Annotated in this window: 28 protein-coding genes; 8 read left to right on the top strand and 20 right to left on the bottom strand. The window is 72.5% G+C overall.

Annotation, left to right across the window (positions count from 1 at the left end; genetic code table 11):
• Positions 1–182: 182 nt before the first annotated feature.
• The 8 genes from ACFYZR_RS31400 to ACFYZR_RS31435 all read right to left on the bottom strand — a co-directional run bounded on the left by ACFYZR_RS31400 (position 183) and on the right by ACFYZR_RS31435 (position 7,317).
• A complete protein-coding gene (locus tag ACFYZR_RS31400) occupies positions 183–1,088 on the bottom strand; it encodes an ATP-binding cassette domain-containing protein (RefSeq protein ID WP_391916662.1) in 906 nt (301 codons plus the stop codon).
• Entirely contained in the window at positions 1,055–2,095 is a 1,041-nt protein-coding gene (locus ACFYZR_RS31405) for an ABC transporter permease (RefSeq protein ID WP_391916664.1), read from the bottom strand. The genes ACFYZR_RS31400 and ACFYZR_RS31405 overlap by 34 nt, the downstream gene beginning before the upstream one ends.
• A complete protein-coding gene (locus ACFYZR_RS31410) occupies positions 2,092–3,072 on the bottom strand; it encodes a sugar ABC transporter substrate-binding protein (RefSeq protein WP_391916666.1) in 981 nt (326 codons plus the stop codon). The genes ACFYZR_RS31405 and ACFYZR_RS31410 overlap by 4 nt, the downstream gene beginning before the upstream one ends.
• A gap of 235 nt (positions 3,073–3,307) precedes the next feature.
• Entirely contained in the window at positions 3,308–4,057 is a 750-nt protein-coding gene (locus tag ACFYZR_RS31415; protein ID WP_391916668.1) for a GntR family transcriptional regulator, read from the bottom strand.
• 184 nt (positions 4,058–4,241) lie between these two features.
• Positions 4,242–5,405: a cytochrome P450 gene (locus ACFYZR_RS31420; protein WP_391916798.1), complete on the bottom strand. Its 1,164-nt coding sequence runs from the start codon at positions 5,403–5,405 to the stop codon at positions 4,242–4,244.
• A 201-nt stretch (positions 5,406–5,606) separates the two neighbouring features.
• Positions 5,607–6,203: a DUF4865 family protein gene (locus ACFYZR_RS31425; protein WP_391916670.1), complete on the bottom strand. Its 597-nt coding sequence runs from the start codon at positions 6,201–6,203 to the stop codon at positions 5,607–5,609.
• Positions 6,204–6,226: 23 nt separating this feature from the next.
• Complete coding sequence (locus ACFYZR_RS31430; protein WP_391916673.1) at positions 6,227–6,796, bottom strand: TetR/AcrR family transcriptional regulator; 570 nt, start codon at positions 6,794–6,796, stop codon at positions 6,227–6,229.
• 113 nt (positions 6,797–6,909) lie between these two features.
• On the bottom strand, positions 6,910–7,317 hold the full coding sequence (locus tag ACFYZR_RS31435) for a ribonuclease domain-containing protein (protein ID WP_391916676.1): 408 nt from the start codon (positions 7,315–7,317) through the stop codon (positions 6,910–6,912).
• A 187-nt stretch (positions 7,318–7,504) separates the two neighbouring features.
• On the opposite strand from ACFYZR_RS31435, the gene ACFYZR_RS31440 reads away from it, so the two are divergent.
• The 4 genes from ACFYZR_RS31440 to ACFYZR_RS31455 are packed head-to-tail and all read left to right on the top strand — an operon-like array spanning position 7,505 to position 9,555.
• Entirely contained in the window at positions 7,505–8,173 is a 669-nt protein-coding gene (locus ACFYZR_RS31440; RefSeq protein ID WP_391916678.1) for a helix-turn-helix domain-containing protein, read from the top strand.
• Complete coding sequence (locus ACFYZR_RS31445) at positions 8,170–8,337, top strand: DUF6126 family protein (RefSeq protein WP_391916682.1); 168 nt, start codon at positions 8,170–8,172, stop codon at positions 8,335–8,337. The genes ACFYZR_RS31440 and ACFYZR_RS31445 overlap by 4 nt, the downstream gene beginning before the upstream one ends.
• Positions 8,338–8,374: 37 nt before the next feature.
• Positions 8,375–9,040: a transcriptional regulator gene (locus ACFYZR_RS31450; RefSeq protein ID WP_391916685.1), complete on the top strand. Its 666-nt coding sequence runs from the start codon at positions 8,375–8,377 to the stop codon at positions 9,038–9,040.
• The gene (locus tag ACFYZR_RS31455; RefSeq protein WP_391916687.1) at positions 9,034–9,555 is read left to right on the top strand and encodes a GNAT family N-acetyltransferase; all 522 of its coding nucleotides are present in this window, start codon (positions 9,034–9,036) and stop codon (positions 9,553–9,555) included. The genes ACFYZR_RS31450 and ACFYZR_RS31455 overlap by 7 nt, the downstream gene beginning before the upstream one ends.
• Positions 9,556–9,567: 12 nt before the next feature.
• Here the strand turns inward: ACFYZR_RS31455 and alc are convergent, their stop codons facing one another.
• Both alc and allB read right to left on the bottom strand, forming a co-directional pair.
• Positions 9,568–10,683, bottom strand: coding sequence for an allantoicase (alc, locus tag ACFYZR_RS31460; protein WP_391916690.1), 1,116 nt, complete (start codon positions 10,681–10,683; stop codon positions 9,568–9,570).
• Positions 10,683–12,008 (bottom strand): allantoinase AllB, encoded by a 1,326-nt coding sequence (gene allB, locus ACFYZR_RS31465; RefSeq protein ID WP_391916693.1) that lies wholly within the window; start codon positions 12,006–12,008, stop codon positions 10,683–10,685. Before allB ends, alc begins: the two co-directional genes overlap by 1 nt.
• A 183-nt stretch (positions 12,009–12,191) precedes the next feature.
• Here allB and ACFYZR_RS31470 point away from each other — a divergent pair, with 183 nt between their 5' ends.
• Complete coding sequence (locus ACFYZR_RS31470) at positions 12,192–12,974, top strand: IclR family transcriptional regulator (RefSeq protein WP_391916696.1); 783 nt, start codon at positions 12,192–12,194, stop codon at positions 12,972–12,974.
• 50 nt (positions 12,975–13,024) lie between these two features.
• On the opposite strand, the gene ACFYZR_RS31475 is transcribed toward ACFYZR_RS31470, so the two are convergent.
• Positions 13,025–13,387, bottom strand: coding sequence for a DUF5955 family protein (locus tag ACFYZR_RS31475; protein WP_391916699.1), 363 nt, complete (start codon positions 13,385–13,387; stop codon positions 13,025–13,027).
• Between the two features lie 175 nt (positions 13,388–13,562).
• On the opposite strand from ACFYZR_RS31475, the gene ACFYZR_RS31480 reads away from it, so the two are divergent.
• Entirely contained in the window at positions 13,563–14,171 is a 609-nt protein-coding gene (locus ACFYZR_RS31480) for an NTP transferase domain-containing protein (protein WP_391916702.1), read from the top strand.
• A gap of 101 nt (positions 14,172–14,272) precedes the next feature.
• Complete coding sequence (gene aceB, locus ACFYZR_RS31485) at positions 14,273–15,874, top strand: malate synthase A (RefSeq protein WP_391916705.1); 1,602 nt, start codon at positions 14,273–14,275, stop codon at positions 15,872–15,874.
• A 28-nt stretch (positions 15,875–15,902) separates the two neighbouring features.
• On the opposite strand, the gene ACFYZR_RS31490 is transcribed toward aceB, so the two are convergent.
• The 9 genes from ACFYZR_RS31490 to ACFYZR_RS31530 all read right to left on the bottom strand — a co-directional run bounded on the left by ACFYZR_RS31490 (position 15,903) and on the right by ACFYZR_RS31530 (position 23,688).
• Positions 15,903–17,426, bottom strand: a complete 1,524-nt coding sequence (locus ACFYZR_RS31490) for a YfcC family protein (RefSeq protein WP_391916707.1) — start codon at positions 17,424–17,426, stop codon at positions 15,903–15,905.
• Between the two features lie 81 nt (positions 17,427–17,507).
• Positions 17,508–18,869, bottom strand: a complete 1,362-nt coding sequence (locus ACFYZR_RS31495; RefSeq protein ID WP_391916710.1) for a nucleobase:cation symporter-2 family protein — start codon at positions 18,867–18,869, stop codon at positions 17,508–17,510.
• Positions 18,870–19,000: 131 nt separating this feature from the next.
• Positions 19,001–20,395 (bottom strand): 8-oxoguanine deaminase, encoded by a 1,395-nt coding sequence (locus ACFYZR_RS31500; RefSeq protein WP_391916713.1) that lies wholly within the window; start codon positions 20,393–20,395, stop codon positions 19,001–19,003.
• Positions 20,396–20,435: 40 nt separating this feature from the next.
• Complete coding sequence (gene pucL / locus ACFYZR_RS31505; protein ID WP_391916716.1) at positions 20,436–21,311, bottom strand: factor-independent urate hydroxylase; 876 nt, start codon at positions 21,309–21,311, stop codon at positions 20,436–20,438.
• Positions 21,312–21,314: 3 nt separating this feature from the next.
• Positions 21,315–21,692: a hydroxyisourate hydrolase gene (uraH, locus tag ACFYZR_RS31510; protein ID WP_391916719.1), complete on the bottom strand. Its 378-nt coding sequence runs from the start codon at positions 21,690–21,692 to the stop codon at positions 21,315–21,317.
• On the bottom strand, positions 21,689–22,219 hold the full coding sequence (gene uraD / locus ACFYZR_RS31515; RefSeq protein WP_391916721.1) for a 2-oxo-4-hydroxy-4-carboxy-5-ureidoimidazoline decarboxylase: 531 nt from the start codon (positions 22,217–22,219) through the stop codon (positions 21,689–21,691). Before uraD ends, uraH begins: the two co-directional genes overlap by 4 nt.
• Before the next feature lie 127 nt (positions 22,220–22,346).
• A complete protein-coding gene (locus ACFYZR_RS31520) occupies positions 22,347–22,919 on the bottom strand; it encodes a hypothetical protein (protein ID WP_391916723.1) in 573 nt (190 codons plus the stop codon).
• 83 nt (positions 22,920–23,002) lie between these two features.
• Positions 23,003–23,359 (bottom strand): helix-turn-helix domain-containing protein, encoded by a 357-nt coding sequence (locus tag ACFYZR_RS31525; protein ID WP_391916801.1) that lies wholly within the window; start codon positions 23,357–23,359, stop codon positions 23,003–23,005.
• A gap of 44 nt (positions 23,360–23,403) precedes the next feature.
• Positions 23,404–23,688, bottom strand: coding sequence for a thiamine-binding protein (locus ACFYZR_RS31530; RefSeq protein WP_391916726.1), 285 nt, complete (start codon positions 23,686–23,688; stop codon positions 23,404–23,406).
• 100 nt (positions 23,689–23,788) lie between these two features.
• Here ACFYZR_RS31530 and ACFYZR_RS31535 point away from each other — a divergent pair, with 100 nt between their 5' ends.
• Positions 23,789–24,604, top strand: coding sequence for a TIM barrel protein (locus ACFYZR_RS31535; RefSeq protein WP_391916729.1), 816 nt, complete (start codon positions 23,789–23,791; stop codon positions 24,602–24,604).
• Positions 24,605–24,640: the final 36 nt, after the last annotated feature.

The following is a 24,640-nucleotide window of genomic DNA, read 5'->3' on the forward strand; positions in this document are numbered from 1 at the left end:
GGGGGTGTGGGGGGGGGTGGGTGGGGGGGGGGGGCGGCGGTTTTGTGGGGGGGGGGGGGGGGGGGTGGGGGGGGGGGGGGGGGGGGGGGGGGCGGGGGGGGGGGGGGGGGGGGGGGGTGGGGGGGGGGGGGGGGGGGGGGGGCCCCCCCCGGCCCCCCCCCGCCCGGTGTTCCCTGGGTGGGTCAGTCGCCCTTTTCCCGCTCTTCCGGTGCCGGCCCGGCGCCCGGTTCCGGCCCGGCCTCGGGTGCCGGCTCGATCCTCTTGCCGCCGATCACATCGGGGCCCGGGGCCCGTTCCAGTTCGTGGCTGAGCTGGTCCAGCTCGCTGCCGCCCGCCATCTGCCGGGTGAGCTCGTCGAGGGCGATCTCCGACTTCAGGTGGCTGCCGGCCATGGCTCCTCGCTTGAGGAGGATGAAGCGGTCGCCGACCAGATAGGCGTGGTGGGGGTTGTGCGTGATCAAGACCACGCCGAGGCCGGCGTCCCGCGCGGCCGCGACGTACTTGAGGACGACGCCGGACTGCTTGACGCCGAGCGCCGCGGTGGGCTCGTCGAGGACGAGGACCTTCGCGCCGAAGTACACGGCGCGGGCGATGGCCACGCACTGGCGCTCGCCGCCGGAGAGGGTGCCGATCGGCTGGTCGACGTCACGCAGGTCGATGCCCATGCGGAGCAGCTCCGCGCGGGTGGTCTCGCGCATGGTGGCGACGTCGAGGCGCTTGAAGGGCCCGCTGCCCTTGGTGGGCTCGGAGCCGAGGAAGAAGTTGCGCCAGACGGGCATCAGGGGGACGACGGCGAGGTCCTGGTAGACCGTGGCGATGCCGCGGTCGAGGGCCTCGCGGGGGGAGCCGAGCCGGGTCTCCTCCTCGTCGATCTCGAAGGTGCCGGTGTCGTGCTGGTGGAGCCCGGCGATGATCTTGATGAGGGTCGACTTGCCGGCGCCGTTGTCACCGAGGACGCAGGTGATCTCGCCGGGGTGGACTTCCAGGGAGACGCCCTCGAGCGCGCGGATGTTGCCGTAGAACTTGCTCACGTCCGTGAGCCTGACGAGTGCGGTCACTTGCTCGCCTCCGCGCGCTTGCGGACCCATGCGTTGAGCAGGGTCGCGAGGAGCAGCATCGCGCCGAGGAAGAACTTGAACCAGTCCGGGTTCCACTGCGCGTACACGATGCCCTTGCTGGTCATGCCGAAGATGAAGGCGCCGACCGCCGAGCCGAAGGCGGAGCCGTAGCCGCCGGTCATCAGGCAGCCGCCGATGACGGCCGCGATGATGTAGAGGAACTCGTTGCCGACGCCCTCGCCGGACTGCACCACGTCGTAGGACATCAGGAGGTGCTGGCCGGAGATCCAGGCGCAAAAGGCGACGGCCATATAGAGGCCGATCTTGGTCTTGTTGACGGGGACGCCGACGGCGCGGGCGGCGTCGGAGCCGCCGCCGACGGCGAAGATCCAGTTGCCGACGCGGGTGCGCAGCAGGATCCAGGTGGCCAGGGCGACGAGGCCGAACCACCAGAGGATCGTCACCTGGAGGTCGACGCCGCCGAGGGTGAGGTGGGAGGCGAAGACGGCGTGGGCGGAGCCGAAGCCTTCCATGTCACCGATGGTCTTGGTGGAGACCGTGCCGCTGATGAGCTTGGTGAAGCCCAGGTTGAGGCCGGTGAGCATCAGGAACGTGCCGAGCGTGATGATGAAGCTCGGCAGTTTGGTGCGGGTGAGCATGAAGCCGTTGAAGAAGCCGATGGCCAGGGTGGTCAGCAGGGAGACCCCGACGCCGACCCAGACGTTCGCCGTCATCTGGTAGCTGAACATCGACGAGACCAGGGCGGAGGTCGTGACCATCACACCGGTCGACAGGTCGAACTCGCCGCCGATCATCAGCAGGGCGACGGGGACGGCCATGATGCCGATCGTGGAGGACGCGTACAGCACGGTGGAGAGGCTGGAGGCGCGCAGGAAGCTGTCGGCGACGAACGAGAAGAAGAGGAAGACCGCGGCCGCGCCCACGACCGCGCCGAGCTCGGGGCGGCCGAGCATCCGGCGGAGTATGCCGCGGTGGAGGAGGCGCTCGTCGGCCCGTGCGGTTGCCGCTGTACTCATCGGGTGCCCCGCTTCGTGTACTCGGCCAGGGTCTTCGCGTCGTCCTTGGTGACGATCTGCGGGCCGGTGAGCACCGGCCGGCCGCCGCCGAGCATGTCGCGGTTGTACTTGTAGAGCCAGAGCAGGTCGACGGCCTCGTAGCCCTGGAGGTAGGGGTCCTGGTCGACGGCGAAGCCGAGGGAGCCGCCCTGGAGGGCCTCGGCGACCTTGGCGTTGAGGTCGAAAGTGTCGACCTCGGCCTTGCTGCCGGCCTGCTGGGCGGCCTTGACGGCGGTGGGGGCGAAGGGGGCGCCGAGGGTGACCACGGCGTCGATGTCCTTGTCGGACTGGAGCTTCGCCTCGATGGAGGACTGCACGCCGGGCATGTTGGTGCCTTCGACGTAGAGGTTCTGCACCTCGCCCTTGAATGCCTTCTTCACGCCTTCGCAGCGCTGCTCGTGGCCGACGTTGCCCTGCTCGTGGAGGACACAGACGGCCTTCTTCCTACCCCGCTGGTTGAGCTGCTCGCCGACGGCCTCGCCGGCGATGACCTCGTCCTGGCCGATGTGGGTGAGCGCGCCGAACTCCTTGGACTTGTCGGAGCCCGAGTTCACGGTGATCACCGGGATGCCGGCCTTCACCGCCTTGGCCACGACGTCCTTCATGGCGTCGGGCTTGGCGAGGGTGACGATCAGGCCGTCGACCTTCTGGTCGATCATGGCCTGGACGTCCTGGGCCTGCTTGTTGCCCTCGACGTCGTGGGCGTAGAGGAATTTGATGTTGTCCTTGGCCGCCGCCTGCTTGGCACCGTTCTGCACGATGTCCCAGAAGGTGTCGCCATCGCCCGAGTGGGTGACCATCGCGAAGGTCCACCGGGGGGTGTCGACCGCGGCACGCCCCTGGGCGGCCTTGGCGGCCCGCTCCTCGGCACGCTTGCCGCCCGTGCTGCTGCACCCCGCGAGTGTGGCGCCGAGCACCGCTGCCAGCACGGCGCTCACCGCACGTACGCCTGTCCGAACCCTTGCCACGAGGACTTGCCCTTCTCACTGTCTGTCACGGTGCGGCCGGACCCCTATCCCACGGGCCCAACCGCCCAAGTATCCGTCACCATCCGTCACCGCTGTCGGCGGGGGCGCCGGGGCTGCTCTTTGTGGGTGGAGTTCTAGTGGCGTAAGCCACACCCCGTCAAGGCTTTGTCAGAACATTCTTACGACAGGACAGGTCGGAGGACCGTTACGACCGCGCCAGGAGCTGGAAGTCGAACGCGTAGCGCGACGCCCGGTAGAGATGGGAGGCGAACTCGACCGCGCGGCCGGTGTCGTCGAAGGTCGTCCGCTCCATCGTCAGCAGCGGCGCCCCCTCCGGCTCGGCCAGCAGCCCGCCCTCGGCGGGGGTGGCGGCGCGGGCCCCGATCGTCTGCCGGGCGCTGTGGAGGGTGATCCCGGCCATCCGCATCAGCCGGTAGAGGCCGGTGCGCTCCAGCGCCTCGTCGTCGAGGTCGAGCAGCCCGACGGGCAGGTGGTTGCGCAGGACGGCCATGGGCTCGCCGTGCGCCAGGCGCAACCGCTCCACCAGGACGACGTCGGCGCCCTCGGCGATGCCGAGGGCGGCGGCGACACGGGCGGTGGCGGGCTCGACGGTGCGGCGCAGCACCCGGGTGGCGGGCTTCTGGCCGGCCTCCTCCAGGTCGTCGTAGAGGCTGCTGAGCTCCAGGGGGCGCTTGACCTGACTGTGGACGACCTGGGTGCCCACGCCCCGGCGGCGGACGAGCAGGCCCTTGTCGACGAGCGACTGGATGGCCTGGCGGACGGTGGGCCGGGACAGGCCCAGCCGTCCCGCGAGCTCGATCTCGTTGCCGAGCAGGCTGCCGGGGGCGAGCTCGCCCCGCTCGATGGCGGCCTCCAGCTGCTGGGAGAGCTGGAAGTAGAGCGGGACCGGGCTGCCGCGGTCGAGGGTGAACTGGAGGGGTTGGTGCGTGGCCACGGGGGGAGCGTAGTCGTGTGGCCTGATGACCGGTAGTCCGGAGGTCTTTATGTCCGGACATCCGGACCACCCGACCTCCGGGCGGTGCATCGAGGTCACCTGCGCGCCGGTGGGGGCTTGTCGCGCCCACGCGGCGGCAGCCGCATATCGACACTGCCCCGCGCCCCTTCGGGCGCAGCCCCCTTCAGAAGCGCACCGGCAAGTGGTGCGGGCCCCTCATCAGGAGGCCCTCGCGCCAGGTGAGGGCGTCGGGGTGGCTGTCGAGGGCGAGGTCGGGGCAGCGCTCCAGCAGCGAGCGGATGGCGATCCTCGCCTCCAGCCGGGCCAGGGGCGCGCCGAGGCAGTAGTGGATGCCGTGGCCGAACGCGACGTGGCCGCGGGCGTCGCGGTGGATGTCGAAGCGGCCGGCTTCCTCGAAGCGGGCCGGGTCGCGGTCGGCGTCGGACAGGGCGGCGAGGACGAGTTCGCCGCCGCCGGGGATGACGGTGCCGCCGATGTCCAGGGGCTCGGTGGTGAAGCGGAAGGTGGAGGTCTCGACGGGGCCGTCGTAGCGCAGCATCTCCTCGACGGCGCCGTCGAGGAGCCCGAAGTCGGCGCGGAGGTCGGCGAGCTGGCCGGGGTGGCGCAGCAGGGCGAGGACGCCGTTCGATATGAGGTTCACGGTGGTCTCGTGGCCCGCGACCAGCAGGATCCAGGCCATGCCGAGGAGCTCCTCGGACGAGAGCCGGTCACCGTCCTCGTCGGTGGTGCGGATCAGGTCGCTGAGCAGGTCGTCGCCGGGCTTCTCCCGTTTGGCGGCGACGAGGTCCGTCAGATAGACGCCGACCTCCTGGGCGGCCTTGAGCTTCGCCTGGGGCGGCTCGGCGCCGATGGTGGTGTTCGACCAGCGGCGGAAGGCCGCCCGGTCGAGGTCGGGCACGCCGAGCAGCTCGCAGATGACGCTCATGGGCAGCGGGAAGGACAGGGCCTCGACGAGGTCGGCGCGGCGGTCCGGGGCGGCCAGCATGGTGTCGAGGAGTTCGTCGGTGAGCTGCTGGACGCGGGGTGCCATGGCCTCGACGCGGCGCGGCGTGAACTCCTTGGCGACCAGTCTGCGCAGCCGGGTGTGGTTCGGCTGGTCGACGATGAGCATGTGCCGGCCGGCGGCGACGGGCGGCAGGGGCATGTCGGGGGCGGCGTTCACCCAGTCCTTGGAGAGCGTGGGGTCGTTGAGGGCGGCGCGCACCTCGTCGTAGCCGACGACGAGCCAGCAGACCGCCCCCTCCGGCATCCGTACCCGGTGGACGGGGCCCCGCTCGCGCAGGGCGGCGTAGACGCGGTAGGGGTCCCGGGCCAGCTCCGCGCCCATCGCCGCCAGATCGATCGTCCCGTCCCGTTCTTCGGCCACTGCGCCGCCCCCCGTACGTCGGAATGTTGTTCGACGCATTCACCCTACGCGCGGGTAGGGGCGGCCGCCATGGCCCGTGAGGAGAAGTCCGGCACACCGTCAAGCGGTGGCCGTACAACGGCGATTGACCCCCGGGACCCTACGGCCACTCGTGACGGTGCGTCACCAGTGGCGGCCCTCGGGGATCTCCGTCAGGTGGGGGTCCGACAGGTGGAGCACCTCGTAGCGCTCGGCGCGCTCGTCCTCGCCCGGGGGAACGGAGTGCTCCCACAGCGTGAAGCGCAGCAGCTGCCAGTGGCGGGGGTCGAAGGCCAGCGCGGTGGTGTGCGCCCCGGGCCGCGCGGCGAGCCCGTCCAGCTCGTCGAGCGCGTCCGCCACGACGGTCTCGGGGTCGGCCCCGGCGGGCATCGGGGTGAGCAGCCGGGAGGCCGCGCGCGGCACGGCGGACCGGGCCGGGCCCGCGTGGCAGGCGAGGCCGGTCCAGTGGTGGACGGCCGGGCGGCCGAAGGAGGCGACGATGCCCTGGAATCCCCCGCCGCCGACCAGGAACTCGCTCATCGCGCCGACGCCGTCCCACAGATAGAAGGGGGCGTACTGGTTGACCGGCGAGCCGTCGACTCCGCGTTCCCGGACGACATAGGCCTTCAGGCCCAGCCCGGCGCGGTCGTCGAGGACGTGGGCCCGGGCCCCCACCCGCTCCCGGATGGTGTTCATGTCGTAGTCGGCGGGGAGGGTGATCTCGTACTGCATCGCGTACATGGCGTCTTTTCTCCTGCGTCGGGTCAGTGCCGGGTGGTGTGCGCGGCGAGCAGCCCCAGGACTCCGTCGACGGCCCGCCGGAACGGCTCCTCGGATCCGGCGGCGCGGGCGAGGACGTAGCCGCCCTGGAGCACGGCCACCACGGTCGAGGCCGTGTCGGCGGGGTCGAGCGCGGCGTCGAGCTCGCCGCGGTCCCGGCCCTCGGCCAGTACGTCCGCGATCCGGGCCCGCAGCCAGGCGAAGGTCTCGTCGACCGGCGCGCGCAGTACGGGGTCGGCCATGACGTCGGGGTCCTGGGTGAGCCGGCCGATGGGGCAGCCCTTGAGGACCTCCCGCTCGCGCCGCAGATACGCCGTGACGCGCTCGACGGCCGTGCCGGGCGCGGCGAACCGCTCCTCGGCGGCGGCCCGGAGTTCGTCGGCGGTGCGCCGGATGGCGGCGAGGGCGAGATCCGGCTTGCCGGAGAAGTGGTGGTACATACTGCCCTGCCCGGCGCCCGCGCGCTGCTGGATCGCCTTGGGGCTCGTACCGACGTAGCCGCGCTCCCACAGGAGTTCACGGGTGCTCTCGATGAGGCGTTCCGGGGTGCCCATGGGTCGAGTGTACATACCAGTAGGTACAGCCGGTGCCGGGGAAAGCCCCGCGCCCGGGACGGCGCGGGGCTTTCGGACGCGTGCCGGTGGGAGGGCGCGTCAGCAGGAGAACGTCAGCAGGAGAAGTCGACGAGGTCGAAGGTCCGGTAGTGGTCGGCCGTGTAGTAGTCCTCGTGCGAGCCCTTGCCGGTGATGACCCGGCGGGCGCCGCGGTCCGGGGAGCCCGGGGTGATGACGGTGTACTCGTGGTAGTAGCCGCTCGACTGCTTGGGGAGGACGCCCTCGCGGTTGGAGAAGACGATCCCGTCCCGCGGGTAGGGGAAGGGGCCGCCCTGGTCGATCAGCCGGATGGTGTCGTGGGCCTGGGAGGGCAGCTCCGAGTAGCAGATGTCACCGACGGACTGCACGGCCACCACCGCGGGAGCGGCCGACGGGGCGGCGACGGCGGGGGTGCCGAAGAGGAGGGTGGCGGCGACGGCGGCGAGGGCGCCGAGGCGCACGAGGCGAGGGGGGTTTGTCATGGACATTAGGATGACCGGCCGACCGTATGGCATGTCAACGCCAATCTCCTGATGTTCCCTTGACGTTCATCACGTTGACCGAAGAGATCGTCTGTGTCCACGCCGCCACGCGAGGGGCCCGGAGACGGTCTTTGCCTCAGAGGCAAAAGTTTTGCCCCATGGGTAATGACGGGTCTATACCGGAGCCATGAGCCCGCTGCCCGAACCGCACCTCTCCCCCGTCCCGGGGACCCCGGACGCCCCGGACGAGGGGGTCGTCGAGCTGCCCTCCATGGCCCCGCGGCTGCGCGCGCTGCGCAGACGGAGCGGGCTGACCCTGGAGGCCGCCGCGGCCCGGGTGGGCCTGTCGCCCGCGCATCTGTCCCGGCTGGAGACCGGACGGCGGACGCCGTCCCTCCCCATGCTGCTGGCGCTGGCACGGACCTACGGTACGACCGTATCCGACCTGCTGGGCGAGGTGCCCGCCGAGCTCGACCCGATCGTCCGCGCGGACCGCATGGAGCCGCAGGAGGCGGGCGGCTGGACCTACTGGCGGGCCGGCGGCTCCGGCCGCGCCATGCAGGCGCTGCGGCTGCACGTACCGCCGGGCGGGGGCAGCCAGAACGAGCTGGTGCGCGTGCACCCGGGCGAGGAGTGGCTCTACGTCACCCGCGGACGGCTCCGGCTGACGCTGGGCGACGCCACGCATCTGCTCGACCCCGGTGACGCCGCCCACTTCGACTCCCTCACCCCGCACCGCATCGCCGCCGCGTCGCGCGGCGGGGTGGACCTGCTGTTCCTCCACACACTGCTCCAGAGCGGCGCCGCCGAGCTGTGCCTCGGCGCCACGCCACCGACCCAGAGGGGAATCCGATGAGCGACGACGCGACGGCCGTGAACGACACGACGGGCGTGAAGGAGTTCCGCGAGGAGGACCGGGCCCCGATGGGCATGACGTTCCGGGTCTTCATCTACCTCGTCGCCGTCCACTTCATCGTGGCGTTCTTCTTCCTCCTCTTCTATCTCGGCGGGGCGAAGTAGCCCGGCGCGGCGGTGCGGCCGTGGCTACCCTGGAGCCATGGCCCGAACAGCCCGGGAAGTCCTCGACGAGGCGACGCGCGAGCTGGCACCGGAGGCGGGGGCGAACCGCCTGGTCCCGCTGATCGCGGCGGGCGACGCCCCCGTCACCGCCGTCGCCGCCTTCGCCCTGGAGCAGCACCACGTCATCGCCTCCGACGCCCGCAGTTTTCTGCACCTGGCCGAACGGGCCGCGCTGTTGCGGCAGCCCGCCGTCGCCGCGTTCTTCGACCACCTCGCCCAGGACGAGTCCCGGGCGCTCGCCCGTCTCGGCCCGCTCGCGGCCGCCTGCCGGCTGGACGCGGCGGCCGTGGCGGAGCACGAACCGCGGGCCGGCTGCCAGGCGTATCCGGCGTACGTGGCCTGGCTGGCGCTGGGCGCCGAGCCGGTCGACGTGGTCGTGGCCCTGTGCGCCAACTTCGCGGCGTGGGGCGGCTACTGCGCCACGGTGGGCCACGCCCTGCGCGAGCACTACGGCTTCGACGACGAGGCGTGCGGCTTCTTCGACCTGTTCGCCACGCCCGACCCCGAGGGCGCGGAGCGCGCGCTGGCCGCCGTGGGCACCGGTCTGGTGGACGGCCGGCTCACGGAACGGCTGGCGCACCGCTACGGTCGTCTGCTCCAGGACTATGAACTGATGTTCTGGGCTACGCTCGCGGCATGCTGAACTACCGTTCGGCGCCTGCCGACGAGCTGGCCCGTGTCGACGCGCTCGACAACTCCTTCACCACGGACTCCATCATCGTGGTCACCGCCTCGGACGACGGCTTCCGCCTGCGCACGGTGCGGGTGAGCCCCCCGCTGCGCAAGGTCTACCCGGACGACGAGGACGAGGACGACCGCCCCCGCGAGACCGTCGTCGCCCAGGACGGCGCGGAGCTGTGCGGTGCGATCACCTTCGCGTACGAGGCCTGGAACCGCAGGCTGTTCATCGCCGACGTCCGGGTCGCCCCCGGCCGCCGGGGGCAGGGCATAGGCCGCGGCCTGATGGACCGCGCCCTCGCGCGCGGCCGCGAACAGGGCGCCCGTACCGCGTGGCTGGAGGTGACGAGCGTCAACGCGCCCGCGGTACAGGCGTACCGCCGCATGGGGTTCACGGTGTGCGGACTGGACACCACCCTCTACCGGGGGACGGCCGCGGAGGGCGAGACGGCGCTGTTCATGAGCCGCGCGCTGGCTTAGCCCCGCGCCCGCTCAGCCCCGTAGCGAGTGGAGGCCCTCCTCCGTCAGCGAGCCGTGGACGCGCAGCCGGGCGATGCCCCCGTCGGGGAAGATGTCCACCCGGACGTGGGTGGCGACGGCGGCGCGGTCCAGGACGAACCGGTGCACGGTGTCCGGCTCCAGCCGGGTCCGGGGCAGCAGTTCCCGCCACCCGGTGGTGTGGTCGGCCGGGTCGGCGCCGGTCGTGGCGTCGAGGACGGACAGCGCGGCCCACCCGGCCGCGTTGCCCTTGTAGCAGCCGGTGTCGATCTCGACGGCGCGGAGCGCGGCCTGGCCGGTCAGCCGGTAGCGCACCCAGTCGTGGCCGCGGTCGCGGCGGCGGCGGGTCTCCCAGCCGTCGTCCATCTTGTGGGAGCGGCCCGGGTGGATGGCGTTCGACGGGGACGAGTAGAAGCGGTCGGAGGCGTCCTCGGCGTGCCCGCCGTTCTCCAGCGCGGCGAGGTCGAAGGTGCCCAGCGCCGCGAGCCAGGCGGGGTCGGGGGCGGCCTCGCCGTGGACCCTCAGCCGGGCTATGCCCCCGTCGGGGTACTGACTGAGTCTCAGGTGGGTGAAGCGTTCCCCGCCCCCGACGGCGAAGCCGTTGGCGGCGTGCCCGCCGACGGGGGTGCGGGGGACGAGGACCGTCCATTTCACGTCGTCGGCGAGCAGCTCGGCGGGGGACGGCGAGCCGGGCAGCGAGGCGCCCTCCACGCCGACGGCGTACGGGTGGTTGCCGCGGAAGTGGGCGGTGTCGACGACCACGCCCCGGACGACGCCGGGCACGCCGAGGCGGACGATCGCCCAGTCGTGGTCCTCGTCCGAGGGGTGGGGCTCGCCGGCCGTGCGGCCGCGCCGGCGGCGGGTCTCCCAGCCGTCCATGACCTTGCCCTTGTGGCCGAAGAGCGCGGGGTCGAAGTGCGGTGTCTGCGGTTTTATGAGGTTCTCGCGCTCGGCGAAGAACTCGTCGTTGGCGGCGATCACCGAGCCGCCCAGCCGGCGGTCGGCGAGGTCGGGGAGGCGGGTGAAGGGGAAGTCGGCGGTCCGGTAGTCGGCGTAGGGGTCGCCGCCGGTGTACGGGGCGGCGCCGCCGGTGAACGGGGCGATGCTCATCAGCGCTCCAGGAGTCGGCCGGTGGGTCCGGTCAGGGGGGTGCCGTGGTCGGCCGTCCTGCGGCCGCGCAGCCAGGTGGACCGGACGACGCCGTGCAGGGTCCGGCCCGCGTAGGCGGTGACGGGGTTGCGGTGGTGGAGGGCGGCCGGGTCGACGGTGAAGGTCTCGTCGGGGGCGAGGACCGCGAAGTCGGCGTCGCGCCCCGCCTCGATCGCGCCCTTGGCGGACAGGCCCGCGAGGGCGGCGGGGGCGGTGGACATCCAGCGGGCCACATCGGCCAGGGTGCGGCCGCGCCGCCGGGCCTCGGTCCAGACGGCGGACAGGCCCAGCTGGAGGGAGGAGATCCCGCCCCAGGCCGCCGCGAAGTCGGGGACCTTGAGGTCGGCCGTGCAGGGCGAGTGGTCGGAGACGACGCAGTCGATCACGCCGTCGGCCAGCGCCGCCCACAGGGCGTCCCGGTTGGCGGCCTCGCGGATCGGGGGGCAGCACTTGAACTCGGTGGCCCCGTCCGGCACTTCCTCCGCGGTGAGGGTCAGGAAGTGCGGACAGGTCTCGGCGGTGATCCGCACGCCCTCGGCGCGGGCGGCGGCGATCACGGGCAGCGCGCCGGCGGAGGACAGGTGCAGCACATGGACGCGCGTGCCCCGGCGGCGCGCGACGTCGACGAGCGCGGCGATCGCCTCGTGCTCGGCGGCGCGCGGGCGGGAGGCGAGGAAGTCGGCGTAGCGCGGGCCGGTGTGCCGCGGGGCGCCGTCCAGCCGGTCCGGGTCCTCGGCGTGGACGATCAGCAGCGCGTCGAGCTCGGCGATCCGGGCCGCCACGGCGTCGAGGTCGCCTCGGCCCAGGTGCGGGAACTCGTCGACGCCGGACGGGGAGAGGAAGGCCTTGAATCCGAGGACGCCGGCGTCGTGCAGGGGGCGCAGGTCGGCGAGGTTGTCGGGCAGCGCCCCGCCCCAGAAGCCCACGTCGATGTGCGCCCGCCTCCGGGCCACGGCCTGTTTGGCGCGCAGGTGGGCCACGGTGGTGGTGGGCGGGAGGCTGTTGAGCGGCATGTCGACGAGCGTGGTGACGCCGCCGGCGGCGGCCGCCCGGGTGGCCGTGGCGAAGCCCTCCCATTCGGCCCGGCCCGGGTCGTTCACATGCACATGGGTGTCGACGAGACCGGGCAGGATGACGTCGTCGCCCAGTTCCTCGACGGGGGTTCCCGCGGGCGGTTCGGTCCCATGGGGCAGGACCGCGGCGATCCGGCCGCCGGTCACGGCGACGGCGGCGGCGCGTACGCCCTCCGGGGTCACCACTCGTGTCGAACGCAGCAGCAGTTCCACCGTCCGCCCCTCGACGAATCGTCAACGATTTGTTGAAACAGCGCTGTCCGCAGTCTTCAGCCGCCCCGCGACCCCGTCAAGACCCTTTTCGTTGTACGGAAGCCTGATTTCACCTGATAGAAACCGGCATGTGACAGGTGGGGTGGCCGGTAGGCTGCTGCCACCCATCCCGGAAGGAGCGCCGTGCCCCCGTCCGCCGAGCCCCGAACCGCCTCCGCCAGCGGCGGCGTCCAGTCCCTCGAGCGCGCATTCGACCTGCTGGAGCGGATGGCCGACGCCGGCGGCGAGGTCGGGCTGAGCGAACTGTCCACGAGCAGCGGGCTGCCGCTGCCCACCATCCACCGGCTGATGCGCACGCTGGTGGCCTGTGGATACGTCCGGCAGCAGCCCAACCGGCGCTACGCGCTGGGCCCCCGGCTGATCCGCCTCGGCGAGAGCTCCTCGCGCCTGCTCGGCACCTGGGCCCGCCCGCACCTCGCACGGCTGGTGGACGAGACCGGCGAGACGGCCAACATGGCGCTGCTCGACGGCGACGAGGTCGTCTACGTGGCCCAGGTGCCCTCGCGGCACTCGATGCGGATGTTCACGGAGGTCGGCCGGCGGGTGCTGCCCCACTCCACGGGCGTGGGCAAGGCGCTGCTGGCCCACGCCCCGGACGACGAGGTCCGCGCGCTGCTGGCCCGTACGGGCATGCCGGCCGCGACGGAGAAGACGATCACGTCTCCGGAGGACTTCCTCAAGGAGCTCGCCCGGGTGCGCGAATCGGGCTTCGCGATGGACGACAACGAGCAGGAGATCGGCGTCCGCTGTCTCGCGGTGCCGGTGCCGGACTCCCCCACGTCCGCGGCCATCTCCATCTCGGGCCCGGCGGGCCGCGTCACCGAGGCCGCCACGGAACGGATCGTGCCGCTGCTGCGGGAGGTCGCGGCGGAACTGTCGGCGACGCTGGCGGGGGCGACGGGCTGATTTCGGCCCGTCCGGCGTTTGAGGACGACGCGCGCCGGCACCGGCGCCGGTCAGGCCCCTTCGCGGGGCCGCGGCACCGTGTCCGGGGCGTCCCGGTTCTCCCCGAAGAGGTCGACCGCCGCCCGTACTTCACCGAGCGCCGGCCCCAGCGCGCTCACCGACCCCACGGCTCCCGCCACCAGCAGCAGCGAGCGCCGCAGCCGCGAGAGGTCCGGGTGCCCCGTGCGCGCCATCGCGTCCAGCGTGGCCAGCTCGTCCTCCGCGGCGTCCCTGTCGGGTAATGGCGCGGGGTGCCCGGCCAGCGCCCGGCGCAGCCGGGCCACGGCGGCGCTCAGCTCGCCGGCCCTCGGGTCCGGTTCCTCACCGGATCGTCCCGTTCGCTCCTCTTCCACCACCACGGCGCCTTCCGCCACGACTGTCCCCCTCCCGCACGCCCGCCCGCGCGGATCAGTTAACGCCACTTCACGTGTGACGCGCCACACTCACAGCGAAATTCAGGCCGCGCGTTCCCGTACGAGTGACGAACTCCCGTACGGCGCACATGCGGACGTCCATACGGTATGCAGGGGCCATGACGCGGATGAGCAGATGACGGGCGCGAGCGCGGTCGCGGGGCTGCTGCTGGCGGCCGGCGGCGGGCGGCGGCTCGGCGGGCGGCCCAAGGCGCTGCTGGAGTTCCGGGGCGGCCCGCTGGCGGAGCACGCGGCGCGGGTGCTCCACGAGGGCGGCTGCGCCCCGGTGCACGTGGTCGTGGGTGCCGGGGCGGCGGAGGTACAGGCGCGGCTCGGCAGCACCGGCACCGTCCTCGTGGAGAACCCCGACTGGCCCCGGGGCATGGGCACGTCCCTGCGCGCCGGCCTGGCGTCGCTGGCCGCCGCTACGGACCCGGTGGCGGTGTCGGCGGTGCTGGTGACGCTGGTCGACCAGCCGCGCGTCGGCGCCGAGGCGGTGGCCCGGGTACTGGCCGCGCACCGGGCGGGGGCGAGGCTCGCGGCGGCGGCGTACGGGGGCGAGCGGGGGCACCCGGTGCTGCTCGCCCGGGAGCACTGGGCGGGCGCGGCCCGGGCGGCCGACGGGGACATGGGCGCGCGGGCCTACCTACGACAACACACCGCCGCCATACGGCTCGTGGAGTGCGCGGACGTCGCCTCGCCCGACGACGTCGACACTCCGGACGATCTCGGCCTCCTGCGCTGAGCCGCGCCGGCACCCCATTGAACTTCCACAATGAGAAAACTATTCTCCACTAGCCGAGGCGGCACCGCGTGCCGCACCGCCCGCTGAAGGAGTGACAGCCCATGTCCGCGCCTGCTCCGTCCTCGTCGGCCGCCGTCGAAGCCCCGTATGTGGAACGGCAGGAGGAGGTGCTCACGGAAGCGGCCCTCGCGTTCGTCGCCGAGCTGCACCGCCGGTTCACCCCGCGCCGTGACGAGCTGCTGGCCCGCCGCGCCGAGCGGCGCGCGGAGCTCGCCCGGACCGGCCGGCCGGACTTCCTGCCGGAGACCGCCGCCGTCCGCGAGGACCCGGACTGGCGGGTGGCGCCCGCGCCCGCCGCGCTGGAGGACCGGCGCGTGGAGATCACCGGGCCCGCCGACGACCGCAAGATGACCATCAACGCCCTCAACTCCGGGGCCCGCGTCTGGCTCGCCGACATGGAGGACGCCTCCTCCCCCACCTGGCACAACGTCGTCCACGGCCAGCTCAACCTCATGGACGCCTACGCCCGCCGCGTCGACTTCACCAGCCCCGAGGGCAAGACGTACGCCCTCCAGCCCGCCGAGCGGCTCGCCACCGTCGTGATGCGCCCCCGCGGCTGGCACCTCGACGAGCGCCACCTCACCGTCGACGGCCGCCCCGTCCCCGGCGCCCTGGCCGACTTCGGCCTCTACTTCTTCCACAACGCCCGGCGGCTGCTCGAACTCGGCAAGGGGCCGTACTTCTACCTCCCCAAGACCGAGTCGCACCTCGAGGCCCGGCTGTGGAACGACGTCTTCGTCCTCGCCCAGGAGCGGTTGGGCATCCCCCGGGGCACGATCCGCGCGACCGTCCTCATCGAGACCATCACGGCGGCCTACGAGATGGAGGAGATCCTCTACGAGCTGCGCGAGCACGCCTCGGGCCTCAACGCCGGCCGCTGGGACTACCTCTTCTCCATCATCAAGAACTTCCGTGACGCGGGCGAGGCGTTCGTCCTCCCCGACCGCAACGCCATCACGATGACGGCCCCGTTCATGCGCGCCTACACGGAACTGCTGGTGCGCACCTGCCACAAGCGCGGCGCGCACGCCATCGGGGGCATGGCCGCCTTCATCCCGTCCCGCCGGGACCCGGGGATCAACGAGGTCGCGCTGGAGAAGGTCCGGGCCGACAAGGACCGCGAGGCCGGTGACGGCTTCGACGGCTCCTGGGTCGCCCACCCCGACCTGGTCCCGGTCGCCCGCGCCTCCTTCGACGCCGTCCTCGGGGAGCGGCCCCACCAGAAGCACCGCCTGCGCGAGGACGTGAGGGTCACCGCCGACCAGCTCGTCGCCGTCGGCACTCTGGAGGCGAAGCCGACGATCGACGGGCTGCGCAACGCGGTGCAGGTGGGCCTGCGGTACATCGAGGCGTGGCTGCGCGGGCTGGGCGCGGTGGCCATCTTCAACCTCATGGAGGACGCGGCCACGGCGGAGATCTCCCGTTCCCAGATCTGGCAGTGGGTCGACGCGGGGGTCGTGCTCGACAACGGGGAGAAGGTGACGGCGGAGCTCGTCCGGGAGGTGGCGGCGGAGGAGCTGGCGTCCGCGCCGGAGGCGTCGGACACCTGGCGGCAGGCGCACGAGCTGTTCCTGCGGGTCGCGCTCAGCGAGGAGTATGTGGAGTTCCTGACACTGCCGGCGTACGAGCTGCTGGACCGGTAGAAGCATCTCCGGGAGGCGGGGGCGGGGGCTACGAAACCACCGCACCCGCCGCCACGAACGCACAGATCAGCACTGCCAGAATCACCAGCAACGGCCATACGAACCGCAGGTACCGGTCGTAGCCGACCTTCGCCAGCGACACCCCGCCCACCACCACCGCGGTCGTCGGCACCCACAGGTTCATCCACCCGCTCGCCGACTGCCAGGCCGTCACGACCACCGCCCGCGCGACCCCCGCGAACTGGGCCAGCGGCGCGAGGATCGGCATCGCGAGCGTCGCGTGCCCGGACGTGGAGGGGATCAGGAACGCGAGCGGCAGGTTGACGAGGAAGACCATGACGCCGAAGAGCGCTTCCGGGGCGCCCCGGACCGTGCCCTCGATGGCGTGGAGCACCGTGTCGATGATCTTCGCGTTCGTCATGATGACGGTGATGCCCCGCGCGAGCACGATCACCAGCGCCGGGGAGACGAAGTCCGCCACGCCCTGGACGAGCGTGGCGCTGAGCTTCTGCTCGCCGAGCCGGGCGACGAGCCCGACGAGCACCGCGGCGGCGATGAAGAGGGCGGCCAGCTGGGCGAAGGACCAGCCCAGTTCCCAGCCGTAGGGCGTCGCGTCGGCCTTGCCGCTGAGCGCGCTCGCCCAGGGGATCACCGAGAAGATCATGAAGGCGAAGACCAGGGCGACGAGCACCAGCACGCCCTTTTGAAGTCCCGTCAGCTCCGGAGGGTGGACCGCCTGCTCGGCGAGCTCGCGGTCGCCCTCCTGGAAGCCGACCAGGGAGCGCGCCGGGTCCGCCCGTACCCGGCGCGCGTAGCGGACGACGTAGGCGATGGTGACGGCGGTGAGCACCAGCCACATCGTGAATCTCAGGACGATGCCGTCGCCGAGTGAGATTCCCGCTGCCGAAGAGGCGACACCGGTGGCGAAGGGGTTGACCGTCGAGGCCAGTACGCCGATGCCCGCGCCGAGGATGATCGTGCCGGTCGCGACCATGCGGTCGTAGCCGAGCGCCAGCATCAGCGGCACCAGCAGCCCGTAGAAGCCCAGGGTCTCCTCGGCGAACCCCTCGACCGTGCCCAGCAGTGAGAAGACCGTCATCACCCCGGCGATGAGCAGCGCTCCGCGCGACCTCAGCCGGTGGGCGAGGCGTTCGATGCCGCGGTCCAGGGCGCCGGTGGCGAAGACGACGGTGATGAACGCGCCGATGGCGAGGACGAAGAGGAACACCCCGGCGCTGCCGTAGAGGGTGCCGACCGCGTCGGGCGCGACCTCGCCGGTCTTGAGGTCGCGGACGCCGTAGAGGCCGTTGACGGGCGCCAGGAAGAGCTGGCCGAGGCGGTGGACGAAGCCGCCCCGGGCGGGTTCGCGGTGGTAGGTGCCCTCGAGGGGGTTGCCGTCGGGGCCGCGGTCGTAGGTGCCGGAGGGGATGAAGAAGGCGACGATCCAGACGGCCACCGTCACCGCCGCGAGGACGGTCAGCGCGCTGGGGAAGACGAAGCGGTGCCGGGTCCCCGCCGCCTCCCGGTCCGTCCCCTGCGGTTGCTCCTCCACGACGGCACACCAATCAATCTTTGGGGTCTTTGTCGGGATTGTGACGTACGGCCGCGTCCGGGTGGCTGAGGCGCGCAGGCCTCACGGTGTCCGTCGGCCGCGCCCCACGTGGTTGAACGCGAGGTTCAGCAGCACCGCCGTCAGGCAGCCGGCGCTGACCCCCGAGTTCAGGACGATCTTCAGGGTCTCGGGGATGGCGGTGTTGTCGTAAAAGGCCCGGGAGACGACCGGGATCAGGCCCATGCCGAGGGAGGCGGCCGCGATCAGCAGGTTGTCACCCTGGTCCAGGCCCGCCGTGCGGAGCACGTCGATGCCGCTGGCGGCGACCGTGCCGAAGAGCACGATGCCCGCGCCGCCGAGGACGGGCTGGGGCACGAGGGCGATGAGGGAGGCGAAGGCGGGACTCAGTCCGAGCAGGACGAAGAACAGCCCGCAGGCGGCCACGGTGTAGCGGCTGCGGACGCGGGTGATGGCGACCAGGCCGATGTTCTGGGCGAAGGCGCTGTTGGCGAAGCCGTTGAAGAACGGGCTGACGGCGCTGCCCAGGGTGTCGGCGCGCAGGCCCGCCGCGATCACCTTCTCGTCCGCCCGGCGCCCGACGATCTCGCCGAGCGCGAGCATGTCGGCGGTGCTCTCGGTCATGCAGACCAGCATCACGACGCACATGGAGACGATCGCCGGCACCTCGAAGAGGGGGTGGCCGAAGTGGAACGGGGTGGGGAAGCCGACGAGGGCGGCATGGCGAGTGGCCGTGGTGTCGACGGCACCGGTGGGGACGGCTATCAGCGTGCCCGCGACGATCCCCAGCAGGATGGCGATCTGCCGCAGGAAACCGCTGAGAAGCCGGCGCAGGACGAGCACGGTGACGAGCGTCGCCCCGGCCAGGGCCAGATTGGTCACCGAGGCGGGCCGGTCGGGCCGGCCGCCCTGGATCCAGCCGAAGGAGACGGGCAGCAGGGTGATCCCGATGAGGGTGATGACCGTGCCGCTGACGACGGGCGGGAAGAAGCGGACGAGCCGGCAGAAGGACGGCGCCAGCAGAAAGCCGAGGACTCCGGCCACGATGACGGCGCCGTGGATGACGGGCAGCGCGTCGCCGTGGGAGTGACGGGAGTCGGCGATGGCGAGCATGGGGGCGACGCCCGCGAACGAGACGCCGTTGACGAACGGCATTCTGGCCCCGACCTTCCAGAAGCCGATCGTCTGGAGGAGGGTCGCGATGCCCGCCGTGAAGAGGGCCGCCCCCACCAGGAACGTGATCTCCTTCGGCGGGAGGCGGAGGGCCGCGCCGAGGACGAGCGGCGGGGCGACCACCCCGGCGTAGCTGGCGGCCACGTGCTGGAAGCCGCCGGCCAGCAGCCGGCCGGGGCCGGGGAAGCGGTCCACGGGGTGGGTCCCCGCGCCCGCGTCGGTCCGCTCGGTGGCGCCGGGCTCTGCGGTCACGGCTGTTCCTCCGGTGTGGTGGGGGATGGAGAAGGACCGGGGCGCGGGGTGGTGCCCCGCGCCCCGGTCCGGCCCGCCGAGGGCCGTCCCCCTCGACGGGCGGCTCGCGCGAACGACATGCGGTGACGGCTTCAGCCGTCGGCCGCGATCCGCGCCAGGCGCCGGGCCTCGTGGCGGGCCTCGCGGGCGATGGTGTCCTCGTCGGCGGTGACCAGACGGCCGCCCTCGACGACCGGCCTGCCGTCGACGAGCGAGAGGGTGACGGGCGCGGGCGCCCCGAGGACGAGGGCGGCGACCGGGTCGGCGATGGTGGAGTGGCCGAGGCCGTCGAGCTTCCACAGGACGAGGTCGGCGAGCTTGCCCGGCTCCAGCGAGCCGATCTCCGCCGCACGGCCCAGCACCTGGGCGCCGCCGTAGGTGCCCAGCCGCAGCGCCTGCCGGACGTCGAGGGCGTTCTCGCCGCCCGCGAGCCGGTGGACGAGGAGGGCGTTGCGCAGCTCGGTGTGGAGTTCGCCGGTCTCGTTGGAGGCCGTGCCGTCCACGCCGAGGCCGACGGGAACGCCCGCCTTGAGCAGGGCGGGGACGGGGGCGGTGCCGGCGGCGATCCGGGCGTTGGAGGAGGGGCAGTGCGCCACGCCGGTGCCGGTGCGGGCGAAGGCGGCGATGTCGGCGTCGTTCATATGGATGCAGTGGGCCATCCACACGTCCTCGCCGAGCCAGCCCGTGGACGCGAGGTAGTCCGTGGGCCCCATGCCGAACTTCTCCTTGCAGAACCGCTCCTCCTCCACGGTCTCCGAACCGTGGGTGTGGAGGCGCACCCCCTTGCGGCGGGCGAGCTCGGCGGCCTGGCGGAGGAGTTCGGTGGAGACGGAGAAGGGCGAGCAGGGGGCGACGCCGACGCGGAGCATCGAGCCGAACGACGGGTCGTGGTGGGTGTCGATGGCCTCCTCGGTGGCGAGGAGGGCGGCCTCGGTGGTCTCGACGGCGAAGTCGGGCGGCAGTCCGCCCGCCGACTCGCCGAGGTCCATGGAGCCGCGGGTGGGGCTGAACCGTACGCCCATCTCGCGGGCGGCGCGGATCTCCGCGCCGAGCAGGTCGCCCGCGCCCCGGGGGAAGACGTAGTGGTGGTCCATGGCGGTGGTGACGCCGCCGCGGACCATCATGGCCAGCGAGCCGCGCGCGGCGGCGTGGACCATCGGCTCGTCGATGCGCGCCCAGATGGGGTAGAGGGTGACGAGCCAGTCGAAGAGGTGGGAGTTCTGGGCGAGGCCCCGGGTGAGCCACTGGTAGAAGTGGTGGTGGGTGTTGACCAGGCCGGGGGTGGCGAGGTGGCCGGTGCCGTCGACGCGGCGGACGACCCCGGTCAGCCCGGCGGGTGCCGGTCCGGGACCGACGGTCTCGATGAGGTTGCCGGCGACGACGATGTGGCCGGAGGCGTAGGCGGTGTCGTCGGCGTCGACGGTCGCGACGGCGCAGTTCTCGATGACGATCCGTGCCTCGGGTACGGGGGGTGGGGGTTCCGCCATGAGCGTGTGTCCTTAGAGGTCCTGGAGATCGCTGGAGGATCTAGAGGTTCGTCATGTCCACCGGTATGCGGGGCTCGGCGCCGTCGCGCAGGATGGTCGCCTCGATGAGGCCGTACGGGCGGTCGGCCGCGTAGTAGACCTCGTTGTCGTTCTTCAGGCCGAAGGGTTCGAGGTCGACGAGGAAGTGGTGCCGGTTGGGGAGGGACAGCCGGATCTCCTCGATGCCGGGGCCGTTCTCCAGGACGCGGGAGCCCATGCGGTGGAGGGTCTGCTGGAGGGAGAGCGAGTACGTGTCGGCGAAGGCCGTGAGGAGGTCCTCGCGGGACTGCCGGTACGAGCCGTCCCAGTCCGCTTCGTGGGTGGAGTGGCGCCAGCGGGCGTGCACCTGGGTGGCGAGGACGCGGTCGCGGGTCTCGGGGAGGGTGGTGTAGCGGTCCTTGACGTAGCCGGTGAACTCGGAGTCGGTGGAGTTCAGCACGGTCAGGTCCTTGAGCCCGGAGACGATCTCCCAGGTGGTGCCGTCGAAACGGATCTGGGCGGTGCGGGTCTCCCGGCCCTCACGGACGAAGGAGTGCCGCTTGGGGCCGGGGGTCTCGATCCGTTCCCACGCGTACTCCTCGATACGGATCCGGGCACTGTGGATCGTGGGCTGCTTGGTGACGAAGTGACGGGCGAGGAGGATGCCGAACGCCTCGGCCGACGCTATGCCGTGCTCCTTGGCGAAGGCGAAGACGGTGTTCTTGGTGGTGTCGGTGGTCAGGACGTTGGCGTTGGAGCCGGAGAGGTGGACGTCCGTCATATCGCCGGTGAGCGCGACCGAGACGTTGAGGTCCTTGATGTGGTGGGTGCTTCCCTCGCGGGTGATCCGTACGATGCGGTTCTCGGCCTTGCCGTACTGGTTCTGACCCAGGATCACGGGCTAACTCCCTCGGTATACGGAGTATCCGAACGGGCTGAACAGCAGTGGTACGTGATGGTGCTCGCCGGGCGACAGCGCGAAGGCGACCGTCACCTCGGGGAAGAACGCCGTGCCGGCGCCTGGCCCGGCGGACCCGCCTGACCCGCCTGACCCGGCGGACAGATACGGCCCGACGTCGAAGCGCAGCCGGACGTGCGCGGCGGCCGGCGGCAGCGCGGGAAAGGCCGCGCAGCGCCCGTCCGCGTCGGTGCGCGCCGCGCCGAGCACGGCCCATTCACCGTCCGGGCCGCCGCGTACGGCCAGTTCCACGCCGATACCGGCGGCGGGGCAGCCGGTGCCGGTGTCGAGGACGTGGGTCGAGACCGTGCTGTCGCTCATGGCCGGGGCGCTCCTTCGGTCTCGGGCCGGACGGCGAGCCGGGCCAGCCGGATGCGGTTGATCCGGCCCAGCTCCCCCCGGACGATCTCGCGCTCGCGTTCCGGGGAGTTGTCGATCCGGTTACGGACGGAGTCCCGCATCTGCTCGGCGGTGAGGCCGGTGGCGCAGATCAGGAAGACGTGCCCGAACTTCTCCTGGTAGGCGAGGTTGAGTTCGAGCATCTCGGCCTTGAGCCGGTCGGAGGCGCCCGCCATGCCGCGCTGTTCCCGGGCGGAGACCGGATCGCCGGGCCGGGGGCGGCCGATGGGCGGGTGCGCCGCCATGGCCTCGGCCAGGTCGTCCGGCGAGAGCCGGGCGACGGCCGTGTCGCTGGCGGCCAGCAGTTCCTCGGCGTCACCGTAGGGGCGCCGGGCGAGGAGCTCCTCGCGCCACGTGGTACTGGCACAGATCTCGTGCAGCGCGGCCCGCGCGGTGTCGTCCTCGGCCGCGTTGAACCGGGTGAGCCCCGGTGTCGAACTCGAAGTCACGGGAACCTCCGTGGCGCTTCTCGCCGCTCTCGGATGAGCTGCGCATAGCTAACGCCTCCGGAGAACGTGCGTCAACAGTTTGTTGAAGAACCGTTCGCGTCCCTCACGGCACCGGTCGGCCGATCGGTCAGCCGTTCGGCCGGGCCGCGCGCAGGCGCCGGCGGGCGTAGGCGACCGTGACGACGGCGAGCAGCGGCCCCCAGAGCAGAAGGGGCAGATAGCAGGCGTTCATGATCCACGCGGCGGCGCCCTGAGGGCCTTCGGAACCGCCCGCGGAGCCGGGCAGGACGCCCCAGAACATCAGCGTCATCACAGCCGTGACGACGAGCGCCCCCAGCGCCGCCGGCACGACCGCCGCCCACACCGGGACGTGACGGCCGCCCAGGAACGGGATCCAGCGCGGCGTCCGCTCGCCCCACGGCCGTACCAGGCCGATCGTCAGGAAGGCCAGCAGTTCGACGACGAGGGTCAGCAGGGTGATGTAGGAGAAGTTCTCCGGGCCGGGCCGCCAGTCCTCCGCCAGCTGCCCGCTGAAGCCGACGGGGATCCCCACGGCCATGGCCATCCGCCACAGCCCCGACGGCAGGACGGCCAGCGGCACGGCGCGCGCCGTCCGGTCCAGCCAGCGCGGCACGGGAGGGAAGGCGGGGGCACTGGTGTCGGGCTTCGCGTCGATGGGCAGCGGTGTCGTGAGGGTCATGTCCGTCTCCTGGGCGGCGTGGGCGTCACCTCAAGACTCGCCGCGTCCGCCACGGCGCACGTCCACCCGGGGTGCCGTCGTGGTCACCGTCCGGCTGAGCCGTCGTCCGACCGGGGGTGGACGCGATCGTCCGCGTCCCGCTGGCGGTTGAGGTAGTTGTAGACGGTGAACCGGCTGACGCCGAGCGCGGCGGCGACCGTCTCCACGCCGTGCCGCAGGGCGAACGCGCCGCGCGCCTCCAGGTTCCGTACGACCGACTGCTTGGCCCTGCGGTCCAGCCGGGCGAGCGGCATGCCGTGCCGGCGCTCCAGGTCGGCGAGGATGCCCTCCAGCGACTCCGCCAGGTGCGGGAGGCGTACGGCCACGACCGGGCGGCCCTCCCAGCGGAGGACGACGTCATCGCCCTCGGCCTGCTCGGGTTCGAGCAGCCGGCCGCCCATGGCGTCCACGAGCGGCCGGACGGCGGCGCGAAAGGCGTCCTCGCTCACGCGCCGTCCCCTCCCGTCCCGCCGCCGCTCGTCACACCGTCCGCGCCCACCACGTTGACCTGGAGCGACACCCGCGTGGCGCCCGCCTCCAGGGAGGCGCGCAGCAGGGTGTCCACCGTCGCGAGTACGGTGTCGGCCCGCCCCTCGACGGTGTTGCCGAACGGGCCGACGTCGACGGCGTCCAGCTCCGCCGCCTGGACGACGTCCCGGGCCGCGACGGCGTGGGGCGGGGGCTCGTCGAGATCGAACGGTTCGGTCGTGAACTCCACTCTCAATCGCACACGGTCAACGTACCGGGCCCTTGACAGGGCCGTCCGGACGGGAGCAGCCTTTCCTTTTGATGGAAGTTGGTTTCCGTAATACGGAAGAGAGGGGCGGGTGTTGGGATTGCGCCGCTTCGATGCGAACCTCTCGATCCTCATCACCGACCTGCCACTGACGGCACGGCCCGCCGCGGCGGCGGCCGCCGGGTTCACGGAGGTGGAGCTGTGGTGGCCCTGGCCGGAGGATCCCGAACCACCCGAGTCCGAACTCGCCTCCCTGCAGGACGCGTTGGCCGTCGCCGACACCCAGCTGATCGCCCTCAACTTCTACGCGGGCCGCCTGCCCGGCCCGGACCGGGGCGCGCTCTCCGTGCCGGGCGAGGAGTCCGCGCGCTTCCGCGCGAACGTCGACGTCGCGGCCGGCTTCGCCGCGTCGGTGGGCTGCCGGGCGCTCAACGCGCTGTACGGCAACCGCGTCGACGGGGTGGCCCCGGGAGCCCAGGACGCGCTCGCGCTGGAGAACCTCGCGTACGCGGCGCGGGCGGCGGACCGGGTGGGGGCGATCCTGCTGATCGAGGCGCTCAACGCCGTGGAGTCACCGAGATATCCGCTGACGGACGTGGCGTCGGCCGTCGAGGTGGTCGACAAGGTCGACGCGGCGACGGGGCTGGGGAACGCGCGGCTGCTGCTGGATCTTTACCACGTGGCCATGGGCGGGGCGGACCCGCGCGAGGCCATCGACCGCTACGCGCGGCGCGCGGGGCACGTCCAGATCGCGGACGTGCCGGGGCGGGGGGCGCCGGGGACGGGGGCCTTGGACTTCGCGGAGCTGTTCTCCCGCCTGGACGCGGCCGGGTACGGCGGGGCGGTCGGGCTCGAGTACCGGGTCGCGGACGCGAGCGCGGACGCTTTCGGCTGGCTCGCCGGACGTTGATTCCTCCCCGGCCCCGCCCCTTCCCGTTTCCTGGGG

Origin of the sequence: Streptomyces sp. NPDC001678, assembly GCF_042892945.1 — a bacterium.
In the GTDB taxonomy this organism is placed as follows: domain Bacteria; phylum Actinomycetota; class Actinomycetes; order Streptomycetales; family Streptomycetaceae; genus Streptomyces.

Bases quoted from the DNA above. Each gene is read 5' to 3' on its own strand.
- ACFYZR_RS31440 (WP_391916678.1), top strand. From the start codon at position 7,505: ATGAGCCCGCTGCCCGAACCGCACCTCTCCCCCGTCCCGGGGACCCCG.
- ACFYZR_RS31420 (WP_391916798.1), bottom strand. From the start codon at position 5,405: ATGGGCGCGGAGCTGGCCCGGGACCCCTACCGCGTCTACGCCGCCCTG.
- ACFYZR_RS31425 (WP_391916670.1), bottom strand. From the start codon at position 6,203: ATGTACGCGATGCAGTACGAGATCACCCTCCCCGCCGACTACGACATG.
- ACFYZR_RS31405 (WP_391916664.1), bottom strand. From the start codon at position 2,095: ATGAGTACAGCGGCAACCGCACGGGCCGACGAGCGCCTCCTCCACCGC.
- ACFYZR_RS31480 (WP_391916702.1), top strand. From the start codon at position 13,563: ATGACGGGCGCGAGCGCGGTCGCGGGGCTGCTGCTGGCGGCCGGCGGC.
- ACFYZR_RS31450 (WP_391916685.1), top strand. From the start codon at position 8,375: ATGGCCCGAACAGCCCGGGAAGTCCTCGACGAGGCGACGCGCGAGCTG.
- ACFYZR_RS31500 (WP_391916713.1), bottom strand. From the start codon at position 20,395: ATGGCGGAACCCCCACCCCCCGTACCCGAGGCACGGATCGTCATCGAG.
- ACFYZR_RS31455 (WP_391916687.1), top strand. From the start codon at position 9,034: ATGCTGAACTACCGTTCGGCGCCTGCCGACGAGCTGGCCCGTGTCGAC.
- uraH (WP_391916719.1), bottom strand. From the start codon at position 21,692: ATGAGCGACAGCACGGTCTCGACCCACGTCCTCGACACCGGCACCGGC.
- aceB (WP_391916705.1), top strand. From the start codon at position 14,273: ATGTCCGCGCCTGCTCCGTCCTCGTCGGCCGCCGTCGAAGCCCCGTAT.
- alc (WP_391916690.1), bottom strand. From the start codon at position 10,683: ATGAGCATCGCCCCGTTCACCGGCGGCGCCGCCCCGTACACCGGCGGC.
- ACFYZR_RS31525 (WP_391916801.1), bottom strand. From the start codon at position 23,359: ATGGGCGGCCGGCTGCTCGAACCCGAGCAGGCCGAGGGCGATGACGTC.
- ACFYZR_RS31520 (WP_391916723.1), bottom strand. From the start codon at position 22,919: ATGACCCTCACGACACCGCTGCCCATCGACGCGAAGCCCGACACCAGT.
- ACFYZR_RS31400 (WP_391916662.1), bottom strand. From the start codon at position 1,088: ATGGGTCCGCAAGCGCGCGGAGGCGAGCAAGTGACCGCACTCGTCAGG.
- ACFYZR_RS31430 (WP_391916673.1), bottom strand. From the start codon at position 6,796: ATGGGCACCCCGGAACGCCTCATCGAGAGCACCCGTGAACTCCTGTGG.
- ACFYZR_RS31445 (WP_391916682.1), top strand. From the start codon at position 8,170: ATGAGCGACGACGCGACGGCCGTGAACGACACGACGGGCGTGAAGGAG.
- ACFYZR_RS31435 (WP_391916676.1), bottom strand. From the start codon at position 7,317: ATGACAAACCCCCCTCGCCTCGTGCGCCTCGGCGCCCTCGCCGCCGTC.